At 70.5% G+C, this 22,785-nt stretch carries 19 protein-coding genes and 3 riboswitches; of the genes, 6 read left to right on the forward strand and 13 right to left on the reverse strand.

From position 1 onward, the window contains the following. Positions 1-400: 400 nt before the first annotated feature. Together H5T77_RS19500 and H5T77_RS19505 are read right to left on the reverse strand one after the other, a co-directional pair. Entirely contained in the window at positions 401-2,098 is a 1,698-nt protein-coding gene (locus H5T77_RS19500; protein ID WP_292652056.1) for a ribonucleotide reductase N-terminal alpha domain-containing protein, read from the reverse strand. Beyond that, positions 2,098-3,096 (reverse strand): ribonucleotide-diphosphate reductase subunit beta, encoded by a 999-nt coding sequence (locus H5T77_RS19505; protein WP_292652058.1) that lies wholly within the window; start codon positions 3,094-3,096, stop codon positions 2,098-2,100. Before H5T77_RS19505 ends, H5T77_RS19500 begins: the two co-directional genes overlap by 1 nt. Before the next feature lie 154 nt (positions 3,097-3,250). After that, positions 3,251-3,467: riboswitch (cobalamin riboswitch) on the reverse strand. Positions 3,468-3,555: 88 nt separating this feature from the next. Beyond that, a riboswitch (cobalamin riboswitch) is annotated at positions 3,556-3,738 on the forward strand. A gap of 127 nt (positions 3,739-3,865) precedes the next feature. Here H5T77_RS19505 and H5T77_RS19510 point away from each other — a divergent pair. From H5T77_RS19510 to H5T77_RS19530, 5 genes are all read left to right on the forward strand, one after another. Further along, the gene (locus H5T77_RS19510) at positions 3,866-4,885 is read left to right on the forward strand and encodes a FecCD family ABC transporter permease (protein WP_292652104.1); all 1,020 of its coding nucleotides are present in this window, start codon (positions 3,866-3,868) and stop codon (positions 4,883-4,885) included. Then, the gene (locus H5T77_RS19515) at positions 4,882-5,727 is read left to right on the forward strand and encodes an ABC transporter ATP-binding protein (protein WP_292652060.1); all 846 of its coding nucleotides are present in this window, start codon (positions 4,882-4,884) and stop codon (positions 5,725-5,727) included. Before H5T77_RS19510 ends, H5T77_RS19515 begins: the two co-directional genes overlap by 4 nt. Beyond that, positions 5,724-6,797, forward strand: a complete 1,074-nt coding sequence (locus tag H5T77_RS19520) for an ABC transporter substrate-binding protein (protein WP_292652062.1) — start codon at positions 5,724-5,726, stop codon at positions 6,795-6,797. Before H5T77_RS19515 ends, H5T77_RS19520 begins: the two co-directional genes overlap by 4 nt. 153 nt (positions 6,798-6,950) lie before the next feature. Further along, entirely contained in the window at positions 6,951-7,166 is a 216-nt protein-coding gene (locus tag H5T77_RS19525) for a CbtB domain-containing protein (protein ID WP_179659100.1), read from the forward strand. Beyond that, on the forward strand, positions 7,166-7,945 hold the full coding sequence (locus tag H5T77_RS19530; RefSeq protein WP_292652064.1) for a CbtA family protein: 780 nt from the start codon (positions 7,166-7,168) through the stop codon (positions 7,943-7,945). The genes H5T77_RS19525 and H5T77_RS19530 overlap by 1 nt, the downstream gene beginning before the upstream one ends. 103 nt (positions 7,946-8,048) lie before the next feature. Here H5T77_RS19530 and H5T77_RS19535 read toward each other — a convergent pair whose 3' ends face one another. The 11 genes from H5T77_RS19535 to pcaH form a co-directional block, all read right to left on the reverse strand. Then, positions 8,049-8,714 carry a (2Fe-2S) ferredoxin domain-containing protein gene (locus H5T77_RS19535; RefSeq protein WP_292652066.1) on the reverse strand — a complete coding sequence of 222 codons (666 nt, stop codon included), beginning with the start codon at positions 8,712-8,714 and terminating at the stop codon, positions 8,049-8,051. A 70-nt stretch (positions 8,715-8,784) separates the two neighbouring features. Beyond that, entirely contained in the window at positions 8,785-9,516 is a 732-nt protein-coding gene (locus tag H5T77_RS19540) for a cobalt-precorrin-6A reductase (RefSeq protein WP_292652068.1), read from the reverse strand. Continuing rightward, on the reverse strand, positions 9,513-11,210 hold the full coding sequence (locus H5T77_RS19545) for a cobyric acid synthase (protein WP_292652070.1): 1,698 nt from the start codon (positions 11,208-11,210) through the stop codon (positions 9,513-9,515). The genes H5T77_RS19540 and H5T77_RS19545 overlap by 4 nt, the downstream gene beginning before the upstream one ends. Further along, positions 11,207-11,980 carry a precorrin-6A synthase (deacetylating) gene (gene cobF / locus H5T77_RS19550; RefSeq protein WP_292652072.1) on the reverse strand — a complete coding sequence of 258 codons (774 nt, stop codon included), beginning with the start codon at positions 11,978-11,980 and terminating at the stop codon, positions 11,207-11,209. The genes H5T77_RS19545 and cobF overlap by 4 nt, the downstream gene beginning before the upstream one ends. Continuing rightward, positions 11,977-15,714, reverse strand: a complete 3,738-nt coding sequence (cobN, locus tag H5T77_RS19555) for a cobaltochelatase subunit CobN (RefSeq protein WP_292652074.1) — start codon at positions 15,712-15,714, stop codon at positions 11,977-11,979. Before cobN ends, cobF begins: the two co-directional genes overlap by 4 nt. Before the next feature lie 36 nt (positions 15,715-15,750). Further along, positions 15,751-15,868, reverse strand: a riboswitch (cobalamin riboswitch). Beyond that, positions 15,868-16,428: a GNAT family N-acetyltransferase gene (locus H5T77_RS19560; protein ID WP_292652076.1), complete on the reverse strand. Its 561-nt coding sequence runs from the start codon at positions 16,426-16,428 to the stop codon at positions 15,868-15,870. It overlaps the preceding riboswitch by 1 nt. Before the next feature lie 80 nt (positions 16,429-16,508). Then, positions 16,509-17,933, reverse strand: a complete 1,425-nt coding sequence (locus H5T77_RS19565) for a phytoene desaturase family protein (RefSeq protein ID WP_292652078.1) — start codon at positions 17,931-17,933, stop codon at positions 16,509-16,511. A 145-nt stretch (positions 17,934-18,078) separates the two neighbouring features. Further along, entirely contained in the window at positions 18,079-19,230 is a 1,152-nt protein-coding gene (gene pcaDC / locus H5T77_RS19570) for a bifunctional 3-oxoadipate enol-lactonase/4-carboxymuconolactone decarboxylase PcaDC (RefSeq protein ID WP_292652080.1), read from the reverse strand. Further along, a complete protein-coding gene (locus tag H5T77_RS19575) occupies positions 19,227-20,501 on the reverse strand; it encodes a lyase family protein (RefSeq protein WP_292652081.1) in 1,275 nt (424 codons plus the stop codon). Before H5T77_RS19575 ends, pcaDC begins: the two co-directional genes overlap by 4 nt. An 8-nt stretch (positions 20,502-20,509) precedes the next feature. Continuing rightward, positions 20,510-21,085, reverse strand: a complete 576-nt coding sequence (gene pcaG, locus H5T77_RS19580; protein ID WP_292652083.1) for a protocatechuate 3,4-dioxygenase subunit alpha — start codon at positions 21,083-21,085, stop codon at positions 20,510-20,512. Then, a complete protein-coding gene (gene pcaH / locus H5T77_RS19585; protein ID WP_292652085.1) occupies positions 21,082-21,858 on the reverse strand; it encodes a protocatechuate 3,4-dioxygenase subunit beta in 777 nt (258 codons plus the stop codon). The genes pcaG and pcaH overlap by 4 nt, the downstream gene beginning before the upstream one ends. A 70-nt stretch (positions 21,859-21,928) precedes the next feature. Between pcaH and H5T77_RS19590 the strand changes: the two genes are divergently transcribed. Continuing rightward, positions 21,929-22,675: an IclR family transcriptional regulator gene (locus H5T77_RS19590; RefSeq protein WP_292652087.1), complete on the forward strand. Its 747-nt coding sequence runs from the start codon at positions 21,929-21,931 to the stop codon at positions 22,673-22,675. Positions 22,676-22,785 lie beyond the last annotated feature (110 nt).

Genomic DNA, 22,785 nt, shown 5'->3' on the forward strand with positions numbered 1-22,785 from the left:
GACACGCTCGGCCGCAGGCGGCCTCGCGGCTCGACCAGCGAGGTGTTGGGTGGGACGGTGCGCTTTTCAGCCCTCGAGAGCGCCGACGGTGACCGTGTTGGTCTCGACACGCTCGGCCGCAGGCGGCCTCGCGGCTCGACCAGCGAGGTGTTGAGTGGGACGGGGCGCCTTTCAGCCCTCGAGAGCGCCGACGGTGACCGTGTTGGTCTCGACACGCTCGGCCGCAGGCGGCCTCGCGGCTCGACCAGCGGGGAGTTGAGTGGGACGGGGCGCTTTCAGCCCTCGCAGGCCTCGCAGTCAGGGCCGTTCTCGATGGCGCAGACCTCGGCATCGCTCCAGTCGTCCCAGGTCAGGTCGTCGATCGCGTCGGTGGTCGGGTTCTGGTTCATGGTCGTACCTCTCAGTTGGTGCGGGTCTGCTTGCTGGCTTGGACACCGGCACGCGAACGCAGGTAGTACAGGCTCTTGATGTTCGGGTCGAGCAGGGCGAGCTTGTGGATCTTGCTGATGTACTGCGGGGTCGCGTCGGCCTGGAAGAACAGGTTGAGCGACTGGGCCTGGTCGATGTAGACCTGCCGGTCCGACGCGCGGGCGAGCAGGATCTCCTGGTCGATCTCGTAGCCGGTCTTGAAGACGTCCTTCTCGTGCTCGTCGAGCCAGTCGACGTGCTGGACCGAGCCGCCGTGGTCGACGATGTCGTCGATGTGCGCCTGGTCGTAGACCCCGCGCTCCTCCATCACCTCGACGAGGTTCTGGTTGGCCCGCGGCATCTCGCCGGCCGAGGTGGTCTGGTTCCAGACGTTCGCGACGTACGGCTCGATGCCCTGGCTGGTGCCGCCGACGATCACCGCGGTGCTCATCGTCGGCGCGATCGCCATCAGGTGGGAGTTGCGCCGTCCGACGCACCACTCCGGGACGCCCGCGACCGAGCCCATCCACCGTGACGCGGCGTCGGCGTGCGACGAGATCCGCTCGAAGATGTCCTTGTTCAGCGCCGCCGCCTTGTCCGACTCGAACGGCACCCGCTGCTTCTGCAGGTAGTCGTGGTAGCCCATCACACCCAGCCCCAGGCTGCGGGCCTTCTCGGTGTAGCGCACCGCCCGCTCCAGGCCGCGGATGGCGCGGGCCTTGCGCAGGAAGGCCTCGGCGACGGCGTCGAGGAAGACGGTCGCGACGTACGCGGTGTCCTGGTCCTTCCACTCGTCGTAGGTCGAGAGGTTCAGCGAGGACAGCACGCAGGTGTAGGAGTGGTCCTCGTCGCTGAACAGGGTGATCTCCGAGCACAGGTTGGAGGCCTTGTTGGCCAGCCCGTTGGCTCGGTAGGACTCGGTCTGGGCGGCGTTGACGGTGTCGACCTTCCAGATGTAGCCCTTGCCCAGCACCACCCGGATCTTCAGCACCCGCTGGTAGCGCTCCAGGGCGTCCTTGTCGCCGGCCAGCATCCTGTCGATGAACGCCTGGCTGAAGATCCAGCCGATGTTCTTGTTGGCGGGCTCGCGGAAGATCAGGTCGGCGAGCTCGAAGAAGTCCGGGTGGTCCACCGGCAGGTAGCCCGCCCAGGAGCCGCGCCGGGTCGCGCCCTGGCTGATCTGGTTGGTCATCTCCACGAAGTTGCAGAAGACCGGGACCACGCCGTTGGCCTTGCCGTTGTCGCTGAACTTCGCGCCACGGGGCCGGACGTCGCCGAGGTACGCCGAGGTCCCGAACCCGTTCTGGGAGAGGATCGCCGCCTCCTTGAGGGTCTCGTAGAAGCCCCAGACCGAGTCCTCGACGTACGAGCCCTCGCACGAGACGGGCAGGCCCCGGTCGGTGCCGAGGTTGGACAGCACCGGCGTCGACGGGGAGAGCCAGCCGTTCCAGATCGCCTCGAAGAACCGCTCCGTCCAGGAGACGCCGTCCTCGCGTGGGTACATCTCGTCGGCGAGGTCGCCGGCGGTGCTGGCGATGGTCTCGTAGCGCTCCCGCACGCTCTGCTGCTCATGGGCGTACTTGGCCTTGAACATGGCGTAGCCCGCCGTGGTCATGAAGGCGGGCACGGTGTCCTCGGCCTGCAGCGCCTTGCGCTCGGCGGAGAGTGCCTCCCAGTTGTTGTTGCTCATCAGAAGCTGAACTCCGTCTCGCCGATGTTGCGGTTGTATTCGTTGCCGGTGACCTGGAAGAAGTCGTGGAACTGGGTGCCGTTGATGCCGTTGTAGAACCATTCGGCGATCGGGTTGGCCTCGACGTCGAACAGCGGCTCCATCCGCATGTTCTCCAGGGTCATGTCGATGCGGGACCTCACGAAGGTCTCCAGGTCGGCCTGGTCGATGCCTGGGATCGGCCCGTGGGAGAAGAGCATCTCCACGATCCGGGCCTCGTGGGCGTAGAGGTGCTCGGCGACGCCGCGGACCCTCGCGAAGAGGTCGTCGCGCTCGGCCTCGAACTTGTCGGCCGGCACGGTCGCGGCGTACTCCTCGAGGGTGGTGTTGAACAGCCAGGCGCCGCCGGTGGCGTGCAGGTTCTCGTCGCGGGCGGAGAAGTTGATGCCGCTGATCACGTTCTGCAGCAGGTTCTTCCCGCCGGACTGGAAGTGCTTGAGGAAGGCGAAGTTGGAGTAGAGGACGCAGTTCTCCATCAGCGTGAAGACGCTCAGCGCGTAGAGCAGGTCCTCGTCGGCGATGGCGTCCCACACGAAGGCGATCCGCTCGGCCAGCACCGGATCGTTCTTGTAGGAGTCGTAGAACTCCTCGGTGTCGATCATGAGCACCTTGTTGAGCTTCGCGTAGAACGGCGCGTGCATGTTGAGCTCGGCGAACGAGAAGGCGTTGGTCATCATCTGGACCTCCGGGCGCGGGAACGCGTGGAAGAGCCGGTCGCCCCACACCTCGCCGCCGAGGATCAGCTCGTAGATGGTGAACAGCTTCAGCGTCGTCTTGACCGCCGCCTGCTCGGCGTCGGTCATGTTGACCAGGAAGTCCTGCTTGTCGTTCTCGACCGGGATCTCCTCGGCCGTCCAGAAGATGCTCCGCTGCTTCTTCGCCAGGTCCTCGGCCATCGGGTAGTCGAAGACGTACGCCGACTTCTCGGTCCGGATCGGCAGACCCTCGGTGTCGATCATCTCATCGTCCCCTTCGTCCACGGGCCCGCCCGGCCCGCTCGGATGTGTTGCTCATCCGCGCATCGAGGAGAAGAGGACGTCGGCGCCGCGCCGGAAGACGGGCGCGAGGACCTGATCCCCTGACCGTCCCTCGAGGTCGCGGACCACCGCACCCGGCGGGTGCGGTGCGCTGGCAGGTCTTCGGACTCGTGGGCGCGATCGTTCTCAGTCCTACTGGCCGTCGCTTCCCAGGAGCCGGCTTGCTCCCAGTGCTCTGTGACGGCGGTCGTTCCCACTCACCGCTGCGGGGCAGTCCCGGAGTCGAACCGGGTTCCCTCTTGCCTCTCCCGCCCCGTCGCCGAGGTGGGAGAACCAGCTGCGAGCACCACCATATACGGGAACTACATCAATGCAACTTCCTAGATCTAGTGTTTCGCCGGCCTCCTGGGTGACACCGCTGCCAGGCTTCGGTGACCGTGCTAGCGTGTCGCCCGAGTCGAACGCATCCTCTGGGATGCCAGGGAACTCCGGTGTGATTCCGGGACTGGCGCGCAGCGGTGAGGGAGACGGCGACGCTAGACGCCACTGGGATCTGAGGTCCTGGGAAGGCAGCGTCGTCGGCTGAACCCGAGTCCGAAAACCTGTCGGCTCAGATATTCGTCAACGGCCCTCGCGATCAGGGTCCAGGAGACCTGAGAGGCCGACAGCCGTGGATGCGTCCCTCCGCGATGCCCAGCCATCTGTACGTCGCCGGGCCGTCGGGAGGCCCGCTGCCGGCGCGAACCGCAGAGTGCCCTTCCTGCCGTTGGTCGTCGGCCTGGTGCTCGCCTCGGTGCTCAGCGCCGTGGCCTCCCTGGCGTTCGGATCGGAGCGGATCCCGGTCTCCGAGGTCGTCGCCGCGGTCGCCGACCGGGTCCAGGGCAACGCCCCGGGGAAATGGGACGTGATCGTGTGGGACCTCCGTCTTCCGCGGGCGCTGCTGGCCCTGGTCGTGGGGGCGGGCCTCGCGGTGGCCGGCGCCGGGATGCAGACCCTGGTCCGCAACCCGCTCGCCGACCCGTTCCTCCTCGGGATCAGCTCCGGGGCGTCGGTGGGGGCGACGGCGGCGATCACCACGGGTGCGCTGGCCGGCTTCGGCATCTACGCCGTCTCGACCGGTGCCCTGGTCGGGGCGATCGGGTCGGCACTGCTGGTCTGGTTGGTGGCGACCGCGCAGGGCGGGCTGACTCCGATCCGGCTGGTGCTCTCCGGGGTGGTGCTCTCCTCGGGACTCTCCGCGATTGCCTCGTTCCTGGTCTTCATGAGCGATGACCCCCGTGCCGCCAACTCGGTGATGTTCTGGATGCTCGGCAGCGTCGGCGGTGCCACCTGGGAGAAGCTGTGGCTGCCCGCGGCGCTCACCCTCGTCCTGGGGGTCGGGATGCTGGCCATGCACCGCTGGCTGGACGCGCTCGCCGCCGGCCCGGAGACCGCGGTCTCGCTCGGCGTGAACGTCGCGGGGCTGCGTACGACGCTCTTCGTCGGGTTGGCGGTCCTGGTCGGGGTCCTGGTCGCGGTCAGCGGCGGGATCGGGTTCGTCGGGCTGATCGTGCCGCACGCGGCCCGGTTGCTCGTCGGCGCCCGGCACCGGGTCGTCCTCCCCGTCGCGGCCCTGGGCGGTGGGCTGTTTCTGCTGTGGGTCGACGTGCTGGCACGGCTGGTGGCCCGACCACAGGAGATCCCGCTGGGCGTGGTCACCGGTGTCGTCGGGGCGCCGCTGTTCCTGCTGCTCCTGGGCCGCGGCAGGTACCGGTTCGGGAGTGAGGGATGAGCGCGCACGAGAACGGTCCGGTGCTGCGCCTGCGCGGCGTCGGTGTCCGCCTGGGTGCGCGCGACGTGCTTCGCGACATCGACCTCGACGTGCCCGCCGGCACCAGTCTCGGGATCGTCGGCGTCAACGGAGTGGGGAAGTCGACCTTGCTGCGGGTCATCGCCGGAGTGCTGCGGCCGAGCACCGGCCACACCTACCTCGCTGACGCCTCCGGCGCCCTCCACGAGACCAGTCGGACCAGCTCGCGTGAGCGTGCCCGCCGGATGGCGTACGTCCCCCAGGAAGAGGTCGCCTCCGCCGAGCTGCTCGTCGGCGAGATGGTCGCGCTGGGCCGGGTGCCACGCACCCGGCCCTGGGCCAGAGGCGGCACGCAGGAGCGCGAGATCGTGCGTGCGGCTCTCGACGCCGTCGGCCTGGCCGACCGGATCGACGAGCCCTGCGACCGGCTCTCCGGCGGCGAGCGTCGGCGAGCGGTGATGGCCCGCGGCCTCGCCCAGGACTGCCCAGTGATACTCCTGGACGAGCCCACCAACCATCTCGACGTCGCCTGGCAGCTGCGGCTGCTGCAGACGGTCGCCGACCGCGCCGAGACCCTGGTCGCGACGATCCACGACCTCGACCTGGCGCTCCGCTCCTTCGACCGGCTGGCGGTTCTCGGCCGGCCCCAAGGCTCCGACCCAGACACCGGCCCGGCGACCGTCGTGGCCCATGGCCCGCCCGCCGAGGTCCTCGACGCCATCAGCGTCGACCTCCACTTCGGCGTCGGCTCCGTCCAGGTGACTCATCCGCACCTGGCCCAGCCCCACCTGCTCATCCACCCCCGGAAGGACCACCCGGCATGACTCCACGCCTTGCCTGCCTCGCTGCGCTCGCGCTCGGCGCCACGACCCTCACCGCCTGCGGTACGGCGCAGGCGACCGGATCCGCGGCCGCCGGCGAGTCCGCGATCACCGTCGAGAACTGTGGCGAGAAGGTCACGGTCGACGAGCCGCTCACCGAGCTCTACGCGTACGACGGCGGGATCATCTCGATCGCGCTCGCCGCCGGAGCGCGCGACGAGCTCGTCGCCGTCACCGGCCTGGCGCGTGACAAGCAGCTGCTCGAGCTCGGCTACCCGCAGGAGCGTGTCGACGAGCTCCGGGTGGTCGGCGAGGATCAGCCGACCCTCGAGACGGTGCTGGCGGTGAAGCCGCAGATGATGTTCGCGGGCTGGGGCTACGGGTTCGACGAGTCGCGCAACCTGCTGCCCGAGACGCTGCACGAGCAGGACATCGCCACCTACCTGCTCAGCGAGACCTGCCGGCAGGAGGACGGCGACCGCGGCACCATGGACGCCTGGACGGCGCTGCGTACCGACCTGCTCAACATCGGTGAGCTGACCGGTCACCGGCAGACCGCGGAGAAGGTCGTGACCGACATCGAGGAGCGTCGCGAGGACCTGGAGAGGGCGCCCGGACCGGCGAAGGCGCCGACCGCGTTCCTGTTCGACTCCGGCACCGACGCGATCTTCACGTCCGGCTCCTTCGGCGGGCCGCAGGCGATCTTCGACACCGCCGGGGTGACCAACGCGACCGCCGATGTCGACGACACCTGGACCGAGGTCGGCTGGGAGCGCATCGCCGCCGCCGACCCGGACATCATCTACTTCGTGGACTACCCCGGCCAGTCGTACGAGGAGAAGGTCAAGGTCCTCAAGGCCAACCCCGCCTCCCGCGATCTGCGTGCCGTCAAGGAGAACAGGTTCGTCAACCTGCCCTACGCGATGTGGGTCTCCGGGCCCCTCAACATCGACGCCGCCGAGTGGGTCCGCCGCTCGCTGGAGCACTTCGGGATCGTCCCCGAGTCGGGGATCGAGCCGACGCTCGACATCACCGATCTCACCAATCTCGACGGCAACGAGTGGCTCCGCTGAGATCTCGCTATAGTGCACGCAACGGATATGAGGAAGCCGGTGGAACTCCGGCACAGTCGCGCTACTGTGACATCGCCTCGCGGCGGTGGAGTCAGACCCGAGTGTCCGTCCAACCCCATCGAACAGGGACGCAGATATCCCTGAGGAGGACATATGTCGCAGCACGCTGTGGCGCCCGTCGCCGGCGCCGACCTTCCCACCATCCCGCTCCGTGAGCTCGCCCCGTGGGCGCTCTTCTTCGGTCTGCTCGGCCTCCTGGTGCTCTTCTTCATCAGCGCCGACCAGGGCGCCGTCTCGATCCCGTCCGGCACGCTCGTCCACGAGTGGGTCCACGACGGTCGTCACCTGCTCGGCTACCCCTGCCACTGATGAGCCCGCGTGCATTTCTCGTACGCGGCCTGCTAGCCGGACTCCTCGCCGGCGTCGTCACCTTCCTGGTGGCGTACGCCGTCGGTGAGCCGCAGGTCGGCGCTGCCATCGCCCTGGAGGAGTCGGCCGGCGCCGACGGGCATGCGCACTCGCACGCCGCCGAAGGCGACGAGGGCGGTGAAGAGGCCGCCGAGGTCTCCCGCACCAACCAGAGCACCTGGGGTCTGCTGACCGGCACCCTGGCGGTCGGCGTCGCGCTCGGGGGCATCATCGGGCTGGTCGCCGCTGCCACGATGGGGCGACTCGGGCGGCTCACGCCGGGCCAGTCGACGGCGCTCGTCACGCTGATCGGCTTCGTCGCGGTCGCGCTGGTGCCGTTCCTCAAATATCCGGCCACGCCACCCGCGGTCGGCAGCGGGGACACCATCGGGCTGCGTACGTCGGTCTACTTCGGCTACCTGCTCGTCTCCGTCCTCGCGGCCGTGCTCGCCACCTATGGCGCGGTGCGGCTGGGAGTGCGGATCGGGACCTACGCGGCCGTGGTCGGCGGCATCGCCGCCTATCTGCTGGTCGTGGTCGTCGCGGGTCAGCTCTTCGTCACGGTCAACGAGATCGGCGACTTCCCGGCGGACACGCTGTGGTCCTTCCGGATCGCCTCGCTGATCACGCTCGCCACGATGTGGGGCGTGCTCGGGGTGGCGCTCGTCGGCCTCGTCGGTCGGCTCTACGCGCAGGAGCAGGCCGTTGCCGAGCGCAAGGCACTCGCCGCCACGTTGTGACCCGCACCGAGTCGGCTCATCCTGACCGGAAATCACGTCGAGTCGGCGCGTTACAACGCGCCGACTCGACGTGGATCTGGGTGAGGATGGGCCGACTCGGCGGTCAGCGGGGGAGGCGGTAGGCCTCCACGGGGCGGCCCTCGGCCAGGTGATCACGCACGATCACTCGGGCGGCGGCCGCTTCCACGTTGCCGTACCAGACGTCGTCGGGCTGCACGCTGAGCACCGGAGCCTGGTTGCACGGGAACTGGCAGCCGGTGTGGGTGATCAGCAGGTCGTCGTCGCCGAGCCCGGCCTCCATCGCGCCCAGGACCACCGCCCGGGCGGTCTCCTCCGAGCCCTTCGCGGTGCAGCGTGGGCCGCGGCAGATGAGGACCTGGCGTACGTGGCTGGGCACCTGCTCCCACGCCGGCGAGGTGAGCCCGGGCTCGGTGCCGGTGATCGGGCGGGTCTCGGCCAGCTTGTCGGCCAGCGCCGCTGCGACCTCATCGGGAGCGGTCACCAGTCCGGTCGCCACCTGGATCTCGGGTCGCCGGCCGGTGCGCTCACGCCACCAGTGGGCGGCGATCCGGCGTAGCCAGGAGTGACCCGGGGCGAGCGGGCCGAGGCTGATGCCGATCAGGGTGACGGTCGCGACGCCGTCGTCGGCCAGGCGGGTCAGCTCGTGGGAGAGCGACGGGTCGCCCAGCTGCAGGAAGGCGACGCTCGCGTCGTGGTCGCGCGCCCAGCCGAGGAGCTCGTCGCGCCGGTCGACGTCGGTCACGGACATACCCACGAGGACCCGCGCCTGTGACTGAGGGTCCAGCAATGTGTCGACGTTCACGAGGTCGGACCCGCTGTCATAGCGATCGCCGACCCAGCACCCAGCTCACCGCTTCGCCGACGTCGTCGACCGTCGCCACGTCACCGGGGCCGACGGGCCGGCGGACGACGACCACCTGCACGCCCAGCTCGGCGGCCGCCGCCATCTTCGGCCAGGTGTAGGCGCCGCCGGAGTCCTTGGTGATGAGTACGTCGGCGCCGTGCTCGCGCATCAGGGCGAGCTCGCCGTCGAGGTCATAGGGCCCGCGGCTGGTCAGCAGGGTCCACGGCTCGGGGAGGTCGAGCTCGGGAGGATCGACCACGCGGGCCAGCGCCGAGTGTGCGCCGAGAGCGGGGACGAACCGGGCGAGCTCCTGGCGCCCGACCGTGATGAAGGGACGCTCGCCGAGGTCGGCGGCGAGCGTGGCCGCCTGGTCGTGGGTGTCGACGTAGGCCCAGGACGGGTCGGTCGGCCAGCCGGGCCGTTCCAGCCTGAGCAGCGGATGGCCGGTCTGCCCACAGGCCGCGGCGGCGTTGGCTGACATCCCGCGCGCGAACGGATGTGTCGCGTCGACGACCGCGTCGAACTCGACGAGCGCCGCCTTCAGCCCCTCGACACCCCCGAACCCACCGATCCGCACCTCTCCGACGGGCAGCCGCGGTCGCGCGACCCTGCCTGCGAGGGAGGAGGTGACGTCGACACCGACGTCGATCAGTTGCACGGCGAGCTCGCGGGCCTCGCTCGTGCCGCCGAGGATCAACAGCTTCATCGTGTGGTCCCTCCGCTGGTCGAGCCGCCGGAGCCGCTAGGCGGAGGCGTGTCGAGACCAACACAGTCCTCTGTCGCGCTCGGTGGGACCGTGTTGGTCTCGACACGACGTCGTTCGTCCCTCACGACGTCGGCTCGACCAACGGGTGTGGCTCGACCGACGGGGGAGCGGGCGAGGTCGAGCAACGCGTCGACGTCGAGGTGCTCCTCGACGAGGTCGCCGATCAGATCAATGCGACGCTCACGAGCAGCCGGGAACGAGACGTCCGACGGCTCGCGGCCCAACGTCGCCTCGAGGAAGGCACCCCGCAGCGCGTCGCCCTCCAGGCTCCCGTGCCACATCGTCCCGAAGACCTGCCCAGAACGGGCACCGCCGAGAAACTCCTCCACCCCGTCGCCGCGCGTGATCCGGCCATGGTGGATCTCGTAGCCGCTCGCCTCAACGCCGAGCGCCGACCCCGTCGGCAGGCGGAGGTTCTTGGCCGGGGAGAAGTCGGTGCGTACGTCGAGCAGACCCAGCCCCTCGACCTCCGCGGAGCCTTCGATCCCGCTCTGCTCGACCCCGTGGGGATCGGCGATCACGCGACCGAGCATCTGGAACCCACCGCAGATCCCGAGGAGCGGACGGCCGCGGCGGACGTGCTCGGCGACGGCCACGTCGAGACCCCGCGAGCGGAGCCAGGCGAGGTCGCTGATTGTGGACCGGGTGCCGGGGAGCACGACGAGATCGGCGTCGGCGACATCGGCCGGCGAGGAGGCGAAGACGACGTCGAGGTCCGGCTCCAGGCCGAGCGCGTCGACGTCGGTGAAGTTGGAGATCCGGGGGAGACGTACGACCGCGACCTTCCGGGTGGCGCCGGCAGCCGCGCGGCGGCCCTCGAGATCGAGGGCGTCCTCCGAGTCGAGCCACAACGACGGCTCCCAGGGGAGCACGCCGAAGACCGGGCGCTCGGTGAGCTTCTCGAGGGAGGCGAGACCGGGAGCGAGCAGCCCGACGTCACCCCGGAACTTGTTGATCACAAAACCGCTGATCAGGGCCTGGTCCGCGGGATCGAGAAGGGCCAGGGTGCCGTACATCGCCGCGAAGACCCCGCCCCGGTCGATGTCACCCACGACCACGGTCGGCAGCCCGGCATGCTGCGCCAGCCCCATGTTCACGTAGTCGCCCGCCCGCAGGTTGATCTCGGCCGGACTCCCCGCACCCTCGGCGACGATCACCTCGAAGCGAGCGGAGAGATCGTCGTACGCCGCGTGGGCCGCAGTCGCCAGATGCCGGCGCCCCGCCTCCCAGTCGTGCGAGGACACCTCGCCCGCGGGCTGCCCCATCAACACCACATGGCTGCGGCGGTCGGAGCCCGGCTTGAGCAGCACCGGGTTCATCGCCGGCTCTGGAGTCACCCGGGCAGCCAGCGCCTGTACCCATTGCGCCCGGCCGATCTCGGCCATCGTCCCGTCGGGCGCCGAGCCGCCCCCGGTGGTCGAGCCTGCCGAGACCCAGTCCCCGGTGGTCGAGCCTGTCGAGACCCAGTCGTCGGTGGTCGAGCTTGTCGAGACCACCATGGAGTTGTTCGACATGTTCTGCGCCTTGTACGGCGCCACCTTCACACCCCGGCGGGCAAACGCCCGGCACAGCCCGGTCGTCACAACCGACTTGCCCGCGTCGGAAGTCGTGCCGGCGACGAGCAGCCCGCTCACCGCCGCGGAGCCCGGAGCAGATAGATGTCCATGACCCACCCGGACGTCTCCCGCAGCCGGGTCCGGGCCTCGTCGATCGCCGGAAGAACCTCACCGACGGTGCCGGCGACCAGCTCCTCCTCACGAGTGCCGAGGTTGCCGCCCCACCAGATCCGCCAGTCCTCGAGGCCGGGCAGTTCGACGACGCGGTTGAGCATCACCACGAGATTGTCGTGCCCCGCCTCGACGGCTTCGCGCACCGCACGGCCGGTGGTGACGTAGAGCGGGCGCCCGACGTCATGGAGGACGAGTCGATGACGGGCGGCGAGCAGCTGCACCGAGGAGATCCCTGGGATGACGTCGACCTCGATCTCGATCTGATCAGCGATCTGGTCGACGACCCGGATCGTGGAGTCGTAGAACGCCGGGTCGCCCCAGACCAGGAAGCCGACGTCGCCGGGGTTCTCGGCCAGCACGGCGAGATACTTCTCGACCCGGGCCCGGTGCCAGGCGGCGACCGCGGCCCGATACTCCGCGTCGGTCCCGGTGAACTCCTCGCGCCGCTCGCGGGGTGCGTCTGCGACCTTGACCACCCGCGCCGGCCGGTCGAGGTGCCGGTCGAGCAGCTCCTCGCGCGCCCGAACGAGCGGATCCGGCATCCCGCCCTTGGCCGTGCCGGACTTGTCGGTGACGAGGAAGTAGTCGACCGACCGCATCGCGGCGACGGCTTCCAGGGTGACCTGGTCGGGGTCACCTGGACCGACGCCGATGATCTTGATCGTGCGCGTCACTCTTCCTCCAGGTCACCTTCGATGTCGAGATAGATCTCCTGCATCGCCGCGACGACATCGGGGTCGGGCGACTCCCACAGCCCGCGCTCCGCAGCCTCGTGCAGTCGCTCCACGATGCCACGCAGGGCCCATGGGTTCGAGGTCCGCATGAACTCCTGGTTGGTCTCGTCCAGGACGTACTCGCGGGCGAGCTTCTCGTACATCCAGTCCTGCACCACGCCGGCGGTCGCGTCGAAACCGAAGAGGTAGTCGACGGTCGCGGCCAGCTCGAAGGCGCCCTTGTAGCCGTGCCGCTGCATCGCAGAGATCCAGCGCGGGTTGACCACGCGCGCACGGAAGACGCGGTTCGTCTCCTCCTGCAGCGTCCGGGTCTTGATGGCGTCGGGAGAGGTGGAGTCGCCGACGTACGCCTTCGGGTCCGAGCCGGTCAGCGCGCGGACGGTGGCGACCATGCCGCCGTGGTACTGGAAGTAGTCGTCGGAGTCGGCGATGTCGTGCTCGGCGGAGTCGACGTTCTTGGCGGCGACCTTGATCCGGCGGTAGTTGGCGCGCATGTCGTCGGCCGCCGGGGCGCCGTCGAGGTCGCGGCCGTAGGCGAAGCCGCCCCATGCCGTGTAGACATCCGCCAGGTCGGCGTCGGAGCGCCAGTTGCCGGCCTCGATCACCTGCAGGATCCCGGCACCGTACGAACCGGGCTTGGAGCCGAAGATCCGCGAGGTCGCGCGGCGCTGGTCGCCGTGCTCGGCGAGGTCCGCGAGCGTGTGGGCGCGGACGTAGTTGTCCTCGGGCGACTCGTCCAGGTCGGCGACCATCCGGACCGCGTCGTCGAGCATCGAGACGACGTGCGGGAACGCGTCGCGGAAGAAGCCGGAGATGCGTACGGTCACGTCGATCCGGGGCCTGCCCAGCTCCTCGAGCGAGATGATGTCGAGGTGGGTGATGCGGCGGGAGGCCTCGTCCCACTCGGGGCGGACGCCGAGCAGCGCGAGCACCTCGGCGATGTCGTCACCGGCCGTACGCATCGCGGACGTGCCCCACACCGACAGCCCGACCGAGGTGGGGTAGTCGCCGGTCTCGTCCAGGTAGCGCTGAAGCAGCGAGTCGGCCATCGCCTGCCCGGTCTGCCAGGCCAGCCGCGACGGCACCGCGCGCGGGTCGACGGTGTAGAAGTTGCGCCCGGTCGGAAGTACGTTGACCAGCCCGCGCAGCGGCGAGCCCGACGGCCCCGCGGGGACGAAGCCACCGTCCAAGGCGTGCAGGACGGCGGACAGCTCGTCGGTCGTCCCGTTCAGCCGCGGCACCACCTGCTCGGCGGCGAAGACGAGCACCTGCTGGACGGCTGGGTCGTCGTGCAGCGTCTTGGCGACCGCCGGGTCCCAGCCGGCCGCGTCCATCCGCTGCACCAGGTCCCGGGCCTTGGCCTCGATCTCGTCGACCGCCGATTTCCCGGTGGTCGAGCCTGTCGAGACCCCTTCTTTGAGCCCGAGCGCCGCTCGCAGCCCGGGCACGGCGCCGCCGACGCCGCCCCAGACCTGCGCGGCCCGCAGGATCGAGAGCACCAGGTTGACCCGCGCCTCGCCCTCGGGTGCGGCGCCCAGGATGTGCAGACCGTCGCGGATCTGGGCGTCCTTGATCTCGCAGAGCCAGCCGTCGATGTGGAGCATGAAGTCGTCGAAGTCGTCGTCCTCGGGCCGCTCCTCCAGGCCGAGGTCGCGGTGGAGCTCGGCGGCCTTCATCAGCTGCCAGATCTCGCCACGGATGGCAGGCAGCTTGGCCGGGTCCATGGAGGAGATCCGGTCGTACTCCTCCATCAGCCCCTCCAGGCGCGCGATGTCGCCGTAGGACTCCGCGCGCGCCATCGGCGGCACCAGGTGGTCGACGATCGTGGCGTGCGCGCGGCGCTTGGCCTGGGCACCCTCGCCGGGGTCGTTGACCAGGAACGGGTAGATCAGCGGCATGTTGCCGATGGCCGCGTCCGGACCGCAGGACGCCGAGAGGGCCGCGTTCTTGCCGGGCAGCCACTCCATCGAGCCGTGCTTGCCGAGATGGACGACCGCGTCGGCCTTGAAGCCGTGCTCGAGCCAACGGTAGGCGCCCAGATAGTGGTGGCTCGGCGGCAGGTCCGGGTCGTGGTAGATCGCGACGGGGTTCTCGCCGAACCCGCGCGGCGGCTGGATCAGGATCACGATGTTGCCGGCCTGGAGCGTGGCCAGGACGAGCTCTTCGTTGTCGTTGACGAAGAGGCTTCCCGGCGTCGGCCCCCAGGTCTCGACCATCTGTTCGCGCAGCTCGGCGGGGAGGTCGGCGGTCCACTGGTCGTAGTCGGCCTTCGAGATGCGGACGTGGGCGTCGGTGAGCTGGGCGTTGGTCAGCCACTCCTCGTCCTGGCCTCCAGCCGCGATCAGTGCGTGGATCAGTGCGTCACCGGCAGCCGTGTCGTCGGCCGAGTCGATGATGCGTACGACCTCGTTGTCCTGCCCCAGGTCGTAGCCCTCCTCGCGCAGCCGACGGAGCATGCGGATCGCGGAGACCGGGGTGTCGAGGCCGACGGCGTTGCCGATGCGGGAGTGCTTGGTCGGGTAGGCGGAGAGCACGAGCGCGAGGCGCTTGTCCTGGTTGGCCGTGTGCCGCAGACGCGCGTGGTTGACAGCGATCCTGGCGACCCGGACGGTGCGCTCGGGGTCGGCGACATAGTGGGGCAGCCCCTGCTCGTCGAGCTCCTTGAAGGAGAACGGCGCGGTGATGATCCGTCCGTCGAACTCCGGGATCGCGATCTGGTTCGCCGAGTCCAGCGGCGTCACGCCGTCGTCGGAAGCCTCCCACTCCGCGCGCGAGCTGGTCAGGCACAGACCCTGCAGCACCGGGATGTCCAGCGCCGCCATCCGCTCGACGTCCCAGGCCTCGTCCTCACCGCCGGCGCTCGCCGAGGCCGGCACGGAACCGCCGGCCGCGAGCACGGTCACGATGAGCGCGTCGAGGCTGCCGAGCGCCTCGTAGAGGTCATCGGGGGCCGAGCGCAGGGAGCCCGCGAAGACGGGTACGCCGGTGGCCGCTCCGGTCGCGTCGATGGCATCGGCCAGCGCGTGCGCGAACGCGGTGTTCCCGCTGGTCTCGTGGGCGCGGTAGTAGAGGATCCCGATCCGCGCCTTGTCGCTGGTCGAGCCGCCCCCGTCGGTCGAGCCGCCGGAGCCGCTATGCGACCGAGCGAGGCCGCCCGGCGAGCTTGCTCGTCCGGGTGTGCCGAGCGAGGGAGCACCCGAGCGAAGCGAGGGCGGCGAAGGCGTGTCGAGACCAACACGGTCAGCGAAACCCCACGCCGGCACCGTGGCCGGCGGCTCGAACCCGACCCCGGTCAGCAGGACAGTGTCGGAGAGGAACGCGTGCAGCTGGGCGAGGTTGCCCGGACCGCCCTCGGCGAGATAGCGGTGCGCCTCCGCGGCGACACCCATCGGGACCGTGGAGTGCTCCATCAGCTCGGCGCTCGGCTGCTGCTCGCCGCCGAGGACGACCACCGGCGTGCCGCGCTCCTTGACGGCGCTCAGGCCGTCCCAAAGATCGGTGGGCGAGCCGAGGAGCCGGAAGACGACCAGGTCGGCGTCGGCGACGACGCGCTCGAGGTCGGCGGTCCGCGACGGGTTCGCCCAGACGTAGTCGGCCTCGCTGGCACGGGCCGAGAGCAGGTCCGTGTCGGAGGTGGAGAGAAGAGCGATGCGTACGCGTGCAGGATCGGCCACGGCCAGATTCCTCCTCAGGGGTTCTCGCCCCATCGATCGGTCGGATCACCCGTGGCCAGTGTCTGGCTGTGTCCGCGCTCCAACGCGGACAACACAGTGGCGGAACCGCCCCGGACTCTCACCGGGTTCCTGCACCACGAGCGTGGTCGCAGCCTACCCCGGCCGGCTCGCGAGCCACTGCGCGCGGGTGATCTCGTACTCGACCTCGCCCTCGGCGTGCCCGGCGAGCGGCTCCTCGAAGTCCTGGTGGAAGCTGCGCGTGAAGCTCATCCCGACCGCGACCATCGTCGCGCGGGAGGCCTCGTTGACGGCCATCGTCTGCGCGATCACCCGCTCGACCCCGAGGGCCTCGAACCCGTGTCGGAGCAGCTCGAGCGAGCCCTCCTTCGCATAGCCCTTGCGCCAGTGGCGCTGCGGCAGCCGGTAGCCCAGCTCGGCGGCATCGGTGCGCGGCGGGTCGTCGGGCGGCTCGAGCATGTAGAGCCCGATCGGCTCCCCGGCGGCGTACGCGATCCACTTGCCCTGCCCGTCGGTCTCCTTCGCCACCCGGATCCACCGGTGCATCCGCTCCTCGGTCTCCTCCGGCGTGAGCGCGCGGCTGAACAGATAGCGGAGCACCACCGGGTCGGAGTTGAGCTCGATGAGGAACTGCAGATGCTCCACGCTCAGCGGGACCAGCTCGAGGCGCTCGGTGCGCAGATGGGCTTGTGGCATGGGCGAGACACTAATCAGGACGTACGCCGCAGGCACCTGGTTTCTGTCCCACGATCTCTCGGGGACTGTGGGTGGGACAGTTACGCCGACTCGGCCGCTAGGTGGCGCAGAGCGCGGTGGGCAGCGTGGTAGCCGCACATGCCGTGGACGCCGGGACTCGGCGGGGTGGCCGCGGAGCAGAGGAACATCCCCGGGATGCCGGTTTCGTAGCCGGCGAGCGTGGGACGGATGATGAGCTGGCGCAGGGTGTTGGCGCCGGTGCCGATGTCGCCGCCGACGTAGTTGAGGTTGTACGCCGCGTAGTCGGCCGGCGTGGTGACGTGGGTGTCGACGATCTGGGACCGGAAGCCGGGAGCGAAGCGCTCGATCTGGGCGAGCACGGCATCGGTCGCGTCGCCCTCGTAGGCGTGCGGGACCTGGGCGTAGGCCCAGACGGGGTTCAGGTCGCCGGCCGAGCGGGTCGGGTCGGCGACGTACTGCTGGCCCAGCAGCACGAACGGCCGCTCCGGCATCCGGCCCGCCGCGATCTCCCGCTCGCTGTCCGCCACCTCGGCGATGGTCCCACCGAGATGGACCGTCCCCGCGCGGGCGATCTCCGGGTCGCGCCACGGGATCGGGCCGCGGACGGCCAGATCGAGCTTGTACGCCGCGGGGCCGTACTTCCATCTCCGCATCGCCCGGCGTGACCGCTGGGGGAGCGCGGCGCCGGCGATGTCGGCGAGGGCTTCGGGGCTGGTGTCGAACAAGGTGACATCGGACTCGGGCAGGTCGGCGAGGCCGCGGACCGTGGTGCCTGTGACGATCGTGCCGCCGAGCTCCTCGAGAAGCTGTGCCATGGCGAGGGTGATCGCATGTGAGCCGCCCTCGGCGACCGGCCAGCCGTAGCGATGCCCGCTGACCGCGAGCATGGTGCCCACGGCGGCTGTGCCCGGGCGGTCCAGCGGCTGGAAAGCGTGCGCGGCACAGCCGGCGAAGAGTGCCTTCGCCAGCTCCTCACGAAAGACCCGGGCGAGCACGGTGGCCGGCGGCGCAGCCCGCAGCCCGAAGGCGGCCATCCGGAACGGGTGGCGGGGGACGCGCAGCATCGGACCGAGGACGTGGTCGGCGACGGAGTCGAAGTCGCGTACGACCGGGCCGAACACCTGCTTCCAGCGCCGCCCGTCGGCCCCCAGCCCCGCGGCCGTCTTCTCGATGGAGCGGTGCAGCAGCGCGGCCTGGTCCCCGTCGAGGGGATGGGCGAGCTCGATCTCGGGGTAACGCCAGGTCAGGCCGTACTTCTCCAGGTCGAGCTCACGCAGGAACGGCGACGCCACCCCGAGCGGGTGGATCGCCGAGCAGACGTCGTGGCGCAGCCCGGGTGCGGTCAGCTCGGCCGTGCGAGTGCCGCCGCCGACCGTCTCCGCGGCCTCCAGCACGACGACCTTCACCCCACGCTGGGCGAGCACGATCGCGGCCGCCAGGCCGTTGGGTCCGGCGCCTACGACGGTCGCGGAATGCGGGTTCATGGGACTAATCCAACCGCTGGTCGAGCCGCGAGCGCCAGCGAGCGTGTCGAGACCAACACGGTCGACTCGAGCGCCGATGGGACCGTGTTGGTCTCGACACGTCGTCGTTCGTTCCTCACGACGACGGCTCGACCAGCGGAGAGCCTCAGTCGTTCAGGACCCGGTTGGCGACGGCGAAGGCGCTGTTGGCGGCGGGTACGCCGACGTAGACGGAGGTCTGCAGGAGCACCTCGATGATCTCCTCGCGGGTCAGCCCGTTGGTGAGAGCAGCACGGAGATGGAACTCGAGCTCCTCGAAGTGCCGTCCGGCGACCAGGGCGGTGAGCACGGCGATCGAGCGGTCACGACGAGCCAGGCCGGGGCGAGTCCAGATCGTGCCCCAGGCGTAGCGCGTGATGAGGTCCTGGTAGTCGCGGGTGACGTCGGTGATCGCAGCGGTCGCCCGGTCGACGTGTGCGTCGCCGAGCACCTGGCGGCGTACGTTCATCCCGGCCGCATAGGCCGGGTCCGCCGCGGTCACGTGAGAGGTGATCAGGGTGGCGACGGTGTTCGGTGCCTCCGCGGGAGCGAGGTGACCGACGCCGTCGAGCGAGACGAGCCGACCGTTCCGCACCCCGACCGCGATCTCCTCGAGCGAGGCCGGCGGAGTCGGGGCGTCCTCGACTCCCGCGACCGTCAGGACAGGTGCGGCGATCTCGGCGAGCCGCCCGCGGACGTCGTACGCCGCGAGCGCCCCACAGGCCAGCGCATAGCTCTCCGCGTCGGCGTCGCGCAGCGAGTGGAGCAGGGCGCCGCCGCGGGCGGGCTCTCGCTCGAGGAAGCCGGAGGCGAACCAGCGCTGGGTGGAGCCGGCGATCTGGGATGCGGTGCCGGCGGCGCGTACGGTCTCGGCGCGGTCGTTCCAGCCCTCGGGCTCGCCGATCTTGGCGCCGGTGTTGGTGAGCACCGCGGCACTCACCCGGGTGGGTGCGTCGAGCAGCAGCTGCAGACCGACGGCCCCGCCGACCGAGTCGCCGGCGTAGGCGAACGTGCCGTGGCGCTCGCCGCGGTTGGTGAGAACCGTGTCGACGCTGGCGAGGACGCCCGCCGCGAGGTCAGCCATCGAGAACGCGTCGGTGGTCGGGGCGCCGTGGCCGTGGCCCGGGAGCTCCCAGCCGATGACGTGGAAGCTGTCTCCCAGCAGCTCGGCGGTTGCGGACCAGAGCGCGGTCACCGAGGTGCCCAGGGACGGGCCGACGACCAGGATCGGCTTGCTCGGGTCGCCGGCCAGCTCGACAGCGGTGATCCTCGGGGTCATGGCCCCTCCTTTGAAAGTTCGGTCTTCCAGATTTCGTAGGCACGGGCGACGGTGGCGTCGATAAGGGTGTCAGTGGCGCCGAGGTAGTCCTCGAGCCGGGCAGCAGCCTCGGACCCGGCGAGTACGCCGCCACCCACGAACCCGGTCAGCGACCGCTGCTCGGCCAGCAGGTCCGCACCCGCGGCCTCGGCGGTGGCGCGCATCCGGGCGGCGTCGACGCGCAGCCCGCCGAGGAGCTCGGTGGCCTGCGAGGCGGCGACGACGCTGTGGCGCGCGAGGGTCGCCAAGGTCTCCCACTCGACGTGCCAGGCGCCGTCGGGGCGCTCGTCGACGTAGCTCGCCGCGGCGGTGTGGAGCGTCGCGGCCAGCGGGGGAGCGGCGAGCGCGTGGCGGCGGACGAGGACCGAGAGCACCGGGTTGGACTTGTGCGGCATGGTCGACGAGCCGCCGCGGCCCTCGCCGGCCGGTTCGGCGAGCTCGCCGATCTCCGGGCGGGCGAGCAGGGTGATGTCGCCGGCGATCCGGCCCCAGGCGTCGGCGGCGGTGACCAGCGCGTCGGCGGCCGCGGTCAGCGGTGCGCGGTTGGTGTGCCACGGTGCTCGCCGGGGCAGCCCGAGGGTGTTCGCCGTGGTCGCGGCAGCGGTCTCCGCGGCGGCCACGGGGTCGTCGAGGCCACGGAGCCGGGCCAGCCCGACGACCGCCGCCAGGGTGCCGGCGGCGCCACCGATCTGGGCGGGCAGGGACGTCCGCGCGCGTCGGAGGGCCTCGGCGGCGTCGGTCAACCCGGAGAGCCAGGTCGCCGCCTTGAGCCCGAAGGTGATCGGCACCGCGTGCTGGGTCAGGGTGCGGCCGGCCATCACGGTGGCGCGGTGCTCCCGGGCGAGACCGACCAGGGCGGCGGCCTGCGCCGCGAGCTCGTCCTCGATCCGATCGAGCACATCGGCCAGGCAGAGCACGATCGCGGTGTCCACCACGTCCTGGCTGGTCAGCCCCTTGTGGAGCCACCGCGCGGGCTCGCTCTCGAGGCGGCCACGCAGCAGCTTCACGAGCCCGATGACCGGGTTGGCCCCGGCCTCGGCACCCTCGGCCAGCCCCGGGACGTCGACTTCAGAGACCAGGCCGGCCAGCGGCGTACGCGCTTCCTCCGGGGCTATCCCCGCAGAGGTGATCGCGCCCAGCCAGGCCTCCTCGACCCGCACCATCGCGGCGAGGTAGGCCGCCTCGGAGAAGAGACCCCCGGCGCGCTCCTCGCCCGGCCACAGCAGCGACATTCGACTCCTCAACGGTAGGTGAGAAAAGTGGTCTCGCGGTCGCCCTGGAGGTGGATGTCGAATCGCAACCCGGTTGCGTCCGCAGTGGCCACCAGCGTCGCACGCTCGTCCTCGGACAGCGATACCAGCAGGGGGTCGCCGGCGTTCGCGGCGTGCTCGGGCAGGTAGATCCGGGTGTGCAGCTTGTCGAGCAGACCACGGGCGAAGACGGTCACCCCAAAAGAGGGTGCAGCGGACGGCGCCTTGCCCTTCTCGGACGCGCCAGGGAGCACCGTCGAGAACGTGTAGTGGCCGTTCAGGTCGGTGGCGGCGCGGCCCCAGCCGGTGAAGGTCCAGCCGTCACGGTGCAGCGAGCCCTCGGCCTGCGGGACGTTGCCCTCGGCGTCGGTCTGCCAGATCTCGATCAGCGCGTCGGGGATCGGGTTCCCGGCGCCGTCATAGACCCAGCCGTGCAGCCGGATCGAGCCGGGGCTGCCGGGCGGGACCAGATCCGCGTCACCCTCGTAGGGGAGTGCGTAGCCGAAGAACGGGCCGATCGTCTGGCCCGGAGTGGGGCTCTGCGAATTCTTGGCAGGGGTGCTCACAGGTCGCCCTCCTCGGGCTCGGTCCAAGTGCGGCTCGGGCCGGTCAGGACGATGTCCCAGCTGTAGCCCATCGAGTATCCCGGGGTGGAGAGGTCATGGTCGTACGTCGCCACCAGCGCGTCTCGCGCCTGCTGCGAGGTGATCGACTGGTAGATCGGGTCGAGCGCGAAGAGCGGGTCGCTGGGGAAGTACATCTGCGTGATCAGCCGCTGCGTGAACGCCCGTCCGAAGAGCGAGAAGTGGATGTGCGCCGGACGCCAGGCGTTGATGTGGTTGCCCCACGGGTACGGTCCGGGCTTGATCGTCTGGAAGCGGTAGCGCCCCTCGTCGTCGGTGAGGCAGCGGCCGACGCCGGTGAAGTTGGGGTCGAGCGGTGCCGGGTGCTGCTCGTGCTTGTGGATGTAGCGGCCGGCGGAGTTCGACTGCCAGATCTCGACGAGCTGGTTGCGCACGGGGCGCCCCTCGCCGTCGAGAACCCGCCCGCTGACCGTGATCCGCTCGCCGATCGGCTCGTTGCTGCCGGCGATGGTCAGGTCGGCCTCGAGCGGGTCGACGTCGGAGTGCCCGAAGCACGGCGACCACAGCTCGATGGTCTCGGGGTCCGCATGGCGCGGGTCCTTGGTGGGGTGGCGCAGGATGCTGGAGCGGTAGGGCGGGTAGTCCAGCAGCGGCTGGCGTACGTTGCGGCCCTCGGAGTCCGCCTCGATCTTGGCGATCTCGGCCGAGAGGTCCGCCTGGGTCTCGACGGGTGGTTTCTTGGTGGGCGCTGTCACGTTCCGAACGCTAGGTGCGGGAGGCGTACGATGAAAGCGGGGACTTCCGCTGAGCAAAAGAGAGTGTCGAATGGCAGGTGGCAGTGGAGGCCGTACGGTCGCCTCGCGCGTCCTCGGTCTCATCGGTGCCTTCGACGGCGCTCATCGCCGGCTCACCCTCAGTGAGCTGGCGTCCCGCGCGGACGTCTCCCTGCCGACCGCCCACCGTCTGGTCGCCGAGCTGGTCGAGTGGGGTGCGCTGGTCCGCGAGGAGGACGGGACCTACGCCGTCGGCCGCCGGCTGTGGGACGCCGGCCTGCTCGCCCCGGTCGCCACCGACCTCCGCTCGGTCGCGGCCCCGTTCATCCACGACCTCTACGGCGCCACGCTGGAGACGGTCCACCTCGCCGTCCGCGAGGACGACCACGTCCTCTACCTCGAGACGCTCCGCGGCACCCGCAACGTACCCATCGTCTCCTCGGTCGGCTCCCGCCTGCCGATGTACTCCACCGGCGTCGGCAAGGTGCTTCTGGCCCATGCCCCCGAGGACGTACGCAGCCGAGTGCTGTCCGGCCCGCTGAAGCCGTTCACCCGCCACACCATCACCACCCCGGGCCTGCTGCGCCGCCAGCTCGACCGGGTGATCACCGAGGGGTACGCGACCACCGCCGAGGAGATGACCCTCGGCGCCTGCTCGGTCGCCGTCCCGATCACCAACTCGTCCGGCGTCGTCGTCGGCTCCCTCGGCATCGTCGTCTCCGACCTGCGGCGCCACCGTCTCCGCCTCGTCTCCGCCCTGAAGGTCGCCGCCCAGGGCGCCTCCCGCGCCCTCCCGTAGCCGCCGTCGGTCGAGCCGCCGGCCCCGCTGGTCGAGCGCCGGCCCCGCTGGTCGAGCCGCCGGAGCCGCTAGGCGGAGGCGTGTCGAGACCAACACAGTCGATTCGAGCG

Origin of the sequence: Nocardioides sp., assembly GCF_014360585.1 — a bacterium.
Classification (GTDB): Bacteria; Actinomycetota; Actinomycetes; order Propionibacteriales; family Nocardioidaceae; genus Nocardioides.